Origin of the sequence: Saccharopolyspora halophila (assembly GCF_039531955.1) — a bacterium.
Classification (GTDB): domain Bacteria; phylum Actinomycetota; class Actinomycetes; order Mycobacteriales; family Pseudonocardiaceae; genus Saccharopolyspora; species Saccharopolyspora halophila.
Window position 1 is genome coordinate 347,965 of sequence record NZ_BAAARA010000015.1, and the last position, 6,312, is coordinate 354,276.

The 6,312-nt window shown below is 71.3% G+C and carries 1 protein-coding gene; it reads right to left on the minus strand.

The genetic code is table 11. The features are described 5' to 3' along the window. Positions 1-271: 271 nt before the first annotated feature. Positions 272-6,312: SDR family NAD(P)-dependent oxidoreductase (locus tag ABD289_RS20080; RefSeq protein WP_425564745.1), on the minus strand; the 6,041-nt coding region annotated here is incomplete at its 5' end.

The following is a 6,312-nucleotide window of genomic DNA, read 5'->3' on the forward strand; positions in this document are numbered from 1 at the left end:
TGCGGGATCCGCGACTCGAGCAGCCACACGCCGAACCGCTGAAGACGAGTCCCAGACCACCACGAGCGGTGGTCTGGGACTCGTTCGTGCGCCCGGGGTTTCCCGAGCCGCCGGTGCGCGTTCGAACCCGCACGGCACGGCCGGACCCGCGGCCGAACGTCCTGCCGCGGCCGAGCGGATGGTGCTCGGCGCCGAAGTCCTGGCAGTCGCCGAGCGGGAACGTCCCCGGTGCGCGTAAAACCGCGCACCGGGGACGTTCTCAGCGGACCGGTCAGGACTCCCCGAGTTCACCGTCCAGCATGGCGAACATCTCGTCGTCCGAGGCGGTGTCGAGGTCGATCCCGTCCTCCTCGGGCTGGGGATCGTCACCGCGCAGCGACTCCCACCTCGTCCTGATCACCTCGAGGCGCCCGGCTACCTGCTTGTGGATCTCCTCGTCGATGTCCACCCCGGTGAGCGCGTTCTCCAGCCGTTCCAGTTCGGTCAGGATCGAGGCGACTCCCGCGCTGTCGTCCGAGACGAGCTCGCCGAGCAGGAAGTCCCCCAGCTCGGTGGGCGTCGGGTAGTCGAACACCAGCGTGGCAGGCAGCCGGACGCCCACCGCGGAGCTGAGGCGGTTGCGGAACTCCACCGCGGTCAGCGAGTCGAAGCCCATCTCCTGGAACTGGCGGTTGGGCTCGACGGCGTCCTTGTCCTCGTGCCCCAGCACCTCGGCGACCTGCCGCTGGACGAGGTCGAGGACGATCTCCGAGCGCTCGGCGGCCGTGCGCCCGGTCAACTGCGCCGTCACCGAGTCCACGGTCTCCGCCCCGGCGACCGCGCGGCGCGTGCGCCGCCGCACCAGGTTCCGCAGCAGCGGCGGCACTTCGCCGCGGGCCCGGATCGCGGCCAGGTCCAGCCGGACCGGCAGCACCACGGGCCTGCCCACCGCGAGCGCGGAGTCGAACAGGCCGAGGCCTTCCTCCGTCGAGAGCGGTGGCATTCCGGACCTGGCCATCCGCTGCGTTTCCGCCTCGGCGGCCATACCGGTCTGCTGCCAGGCTCCCCACACCAGGGAGACGCCGGGGAGGCCGCGCTCGCGGCGGTTCTCCACCAGCGCGTCCAGGAAGGCGTTGCCCGCCGCGTAGTTGCCCTGACCCGGATTGCCGAAGGTGCCCGCGATCGAGGAGAACACCACGAACGCGGAGAGGCCCTCGGTGAGCTCGTGCAGGTTCCAGGCCGCGTCCACCTTCGGCCGCAGCACCGCGTGCACGCGCTCCGGGGTCAGCGACTCGATCGCGCCGTCGTCGAGCACGCCGGCGGTGTGCACCACCGACGAAACCCGGTGGCGGCCGAGCAGTTCGGCCGCGGCGGACCGATCCGCCACATCGCAGGCAGCCACCTCCGCCGAGGCACCGAGCTCGGCCAGTTCCGCGACCAGCTCCCCGGCGCCCGGGGCCTCCGGTCCGCGGCGGCTGACCAGCAGCAGCTCGCGCACGCCGTGCTCGGCAACCAGGTGGCGAGCCACCTCCGCGCCCAGGTCACCGGTTCCCCCGGTGACCAGCACGGTGCCGTCCGCGTCCCAGGAGACCTCCTGCGATGCGCTCACCCTGCCGAGGCGCGGTGCCAGGACATCGCCGTCGCGGATCAGCAGCTGCGGTTCGTCGGTGGCCAGCGCTCGCGCCAGCACCACCGAGTCCACCTGCGCCGAATCCGCGTCCACCAGCAGGAACTCGCCCGGGTGCTCCGACTGCGCCGACCGCACCAGGCCCCACACGGTCGCGCCCGCCACATCCGCTCCGGACGCAGCGCCCCGCGTCACGAACACCATGCGGGACTCGGCGGACCGCTCGTCGGCCAACCACTCCCGCACGAGTTCGAGCGCGTGCGCGGCGAGGTCGTGCGCGGACGCGACCACGTCGTCCCCGGCGCCCGCGATCGGGACCAGCAGCGCATCGGTGTCGACCCCGGCCAGGTCCTCGTGCACCGCACCGGGCAGCCCCCGGGCGTCCGGGCCGAGCACGGACCACTGCGCGGCCACCGCGTCGGTGGAAGCGCTGATCGGCGTCCACTCCACGCCGAACAGCGAATCGCGCGCCGCGTCCGGGCCTGCCAGTTGCTCGGCCGAGACCGGCCGGACGACCACCGATTCCACGGATGCGACCGGAGCGCCTGCGGTGTCGGAGAGCGCGATGCCCATCGATCCGTTGTCCGCCACCGACAGCCGGACCCGCAGGTCCGTCGCGCCCGAGGCGTGCAACGAGACTCCGCTCCAGGAGAACGGCAACCCGGCCGTGCCGTCGCCGTCGGTGAGCAGCGAGGCGTGCAGGCAGGCGTCGAGCAACGCCGGGTGCAGCCCGAAACCGCCGGTCTCCACCCCCTCTGGCAGCGCGACCTCGGCGAAGACGTCGTTTCCGCGACGCCACGCCGCGCGCAACCCCTGGAACACCGGGCCGTAGTCGAACCCGGCCTCGGCGAACCGCTCGTAGCAGCCCTCCAGCGACACCTGCTCACCGTCCGCAGGTGGCCACGCGCCCTGGTCGAGCTGCGCCGGGTCGCCGCCGGTCGCGAGGACGCCGGTGGCGTTGTCCACCCACGGGATGTCGTCACCGCCTTCGACGCGCGAGAACACCGCCACGCTGCGACGGCCCGACTCGTCGGCATCGCCGACCGAGACCTGAAGCTGGACCGAACCCTGCTCCGGCAGCACCAGCGGAGCGGCCATCGTCAGCTCCTCGACCCGGTCGCAGCCGACCTCGTCGCCCGCTCGAATCGCGAGCTCCACCAGGGCGGCACCGGGCAGCAGCACCTGTCCCAGCACGACGTGATCGGCCAGCCACGGGTGCGACCGCACCGAGATCCTGCTGGTGAACAGAAACCCGTCCGAACCGGCCAGTTCCACGCCAGCTCCCAGCAGGTGGTGCTCGACCGCCTGCATGCCCAGGCCCGAGGCGTCCCGTGACTGCGCGGTCGGCATCGGCCAGAACCGCTTGTGCTCGAAGGCGTAGGTGGGCAGCTCGACCCGTTGTGCACCGGTCCCGGCGAAGAACGGTGCCCAATCGACGTCGACGCCCGCCACGTGCAGCTGAGCCATCGCGGTGACCGCGGAGACCTCTTCGGCACCGTCCTTGCGCAGCATCGGCACCAGCACCGCGTCCTCGGCCACCGAGTCCGCCGCCATGGCGGACAGCACCCCGTCCGGTCCAAGCTCCAGGAAGCTCGTCACGCCCGCGTCGGCGAGATCGGCCACTACGTCGGCGAACCGCACCGCCTCGCGGACGTGCTGCACCCAGAACTCCGGCGAACACACATCACCCGAAGCCACCACCGGAATGTGCGGCACCTCGAACGACACACCACTGATCGCCTCGCGGAAGTCCTCCAGCATCGGATCCATCAACGACGAGTGGAACGCATGGGAAACCTTGAGCCGCGTCGACTTCCACCGCTCGGCCACCGTGAGCACGGCAGTCTCGTCACCGGCCAGCACCACCGACGACGGCCCGTTCACCGCCGCGACCGAAACACCCTCAGCGAGATGCGGCAGGACCTCGTCCTCACGGGCCTGCACCGCGACCATCACGCCACCCGCCGGGAGCGCCTGCATCAAACGCGCCCGCGCGCTGATCAACGTGCACGCGTCCTCCAGCGAGAACACACCCGCCACATGCGCAGCCGCGATCTCACCGATCGAATGCCCCGCCAAATAATCCGGCCGCAGCCCGAACGACTCGGCGAGGCGGAACAGGGCGACCTCGACCGCGAACAACGCGGGCTGCGCCCACCCGGTCCGGTTCAGGGCCTCGGCACCATCGCCCCACATCACATCCCGCACGCCCGGATCCAACCGATCCAGCACCGCATCCAGGGCCTCGGCGAACACCGGGAAACGGTCGTAGAGCTCGCATCCCATCCCCAGTCGCTGCGAACCCTGACCGGAGAACAGCACCGCGAGCGACCGCTCACCGGCCGTTCCCCTGGCTGCCTCCACGACACCAGTGTCCCCGTCCAGCAGCACCGCCCGGTGTTCGAACAACGACCGGGACCGCACCAGCGAGAACCCGACGTCGACCGCGGACTCCTCGTCGACGTAGGACCTGATCCGCTCCACCTGCCCGGACAGCGCGCCCTCGGACTTCGCCGATACCGGCAGCGGCACGACCCCGGGCAGCACCTGCGTGTCCTCCACCGGGGCGTCCACGACCGGCGGCTGCTCCAGGATCAGATGCGCGTTCGTACCGCTGATCCCGAACGACGACACCGCGGCGCGGCGCGGGCGAGCGCCTTCCGCCCACTCGGTGGGGCCGGTCAGCAGCTCGACCGCGCCCGCTTCCCAGTCCACGTGCGACGAAGCCCGCTCGGCGTGCAGCGTGCGGGGAAGCTCCCCGTGCCGCATGGCCGCGACCATCTTGATCACTCCCGCGACACCTGCCGCGGCCTGGGTGTGGCCGATGTTCGACTTGATCGACCCCAGCCACAGCGGCCGGTCCCGGTCCTGCCCGTACGTCGCCAGCAGCGCCTGCGCCTCGATCGGATCGCCCAGCGACGTGCCCGTCCCGTGCCCTTCCACGACGTCCACATCCGAGGTGGACAGACCGGCACCGGCCAGGGCCTGGCGGATCACCCGCTGCTGCGAGGGACCGTTCGGCGCCGTCAGGCCGTTCGACGCGCCGTCCTGGTTGATCGCGGAGCCGCGCACCACGCCCAGCACCTGGTGCCCGTTGCGCTGCGCGTCCGAGAGCCGTTCCAGCGCGACCACGCCGGCGCCCTCGGACCAGCCCACGCCGTCGGCCGAATCCGAGTACGCCTTGCACCGGCCGTCGGGCGCGAGACCTCGTTGCCGGGAGAACTCCACGAACGATCCGGGTGTGGACATCACGGTCACGCCGCCCGCCAGGGCCAGCGAGCACTCACCGCTGCGCAACGCCTGCATCGCCCAGTGCATCGACACCAGTGACGACGAGCACGCCGTGTCCACCGTCACCGCAGGCCCCTCGAAGCCGAAGGTGTAGGCGACGCGACCCGAGACCACGCTGGGCGAATTCCCGGTGCCCTGATGTCCCTCGGAGCCTCCTCCGCCGAGGAGCTGGCTGTAGTCGCTGTACATCACGCCCGCGAAGACTCCGGTCTGGCTGCCCCGCAGCGACACCGGGTCGATCCCGGTCCGCTCCAGCGCTTCCCACACCGTTTCCAGCAGGAGGCGCTGCTGCGCGTCAGTGGCCAGTGCCTCGCGCGGCGACATCCCGAAGAAGCCCGGGTCGAACTCACCCGCGTCGTGCAGGAAACCGCCCGACCGCGTGTAGGAGGTACCCGCGCTGTCCGGGTCGGAGTCGAACAACGAATCCAGGTCCCAGCCGCGATCGGTGGGGAACTCCGAGATCGCGTCGACGCCGTCCGAGACCAGCTTCCACAGGTCCTCCGGTGAGGACACGCCACCCGGGTAGCGGCAGGCCATGCCCACGATGGCGATCGGATCGTCGGTCGTGCTCACCTGCGCCGGTTCCGGGGAGACCTCGTCGGCGGTGCCGAAGAGCTCGTCGCGCAAGTGCCCGGCCAACTCGTTGGCCGTCGGGTAGTCGAAGACGAGCGTGGCGGACAAGCGAAGTCCGGTCGCGGAGCCGAGGCGGTTGCGCAGCTCCACCGCGGTCAGCGAATCGAAACCGAGGTCCTGGAACGCCCGGGACGGATCGATGGGCTTCTCATCGGTGTGCCCCAGCACCGCTGCGACCTCGACGGCGACCAGGTCGATCAACGCCTGCAAGCGCTCGGCGGCGCCCGATCCGCTCAGTCGCGCGACCAGCGACTCCGCCGTGCGCGTCTGCGCCGCGGACCTCCGCGCGCGGACGCGGATCAGTCCGCGCAGCAGCGGGGGAACTTCGCCGCTGGAACGGATCGCCGCCAGGTCCAGCCGGACCGGCAGCACCACCGGCTGCTCGCTCTTCAAGGCCGTGTCGAAGAGCTGCAAGCCCTGCTCGGTCGACAGCGGCGGCATCCCCGACCTGGCCGCGCGCTGCGCCTCCGGATCGGCGGCCATGCCAGCCTGCTCCCAAGCGCCCCAGGCCAACGAGGTGCCCGGCAGACCGAGCGAACGCCGGTGCTGGATCAGCGCATCCAGGAACGCGTTGCCCGCCGCGTAATTGCCCTGCCCCGGAGTACCGAAAGTACCCGCAGCCGAGGAGAACACCACGAACGACGAGAGACCCCCGGCCAACTCGTGCAAGTTCCACGCCGCATCCACCTTCGGCCGCAGCACCTCACCCACGCGCTCCGCCGTCAGCGACTCCACCACACCGTCATCAAGCACACCCGCCGCATGCACCACCGACCGCACCG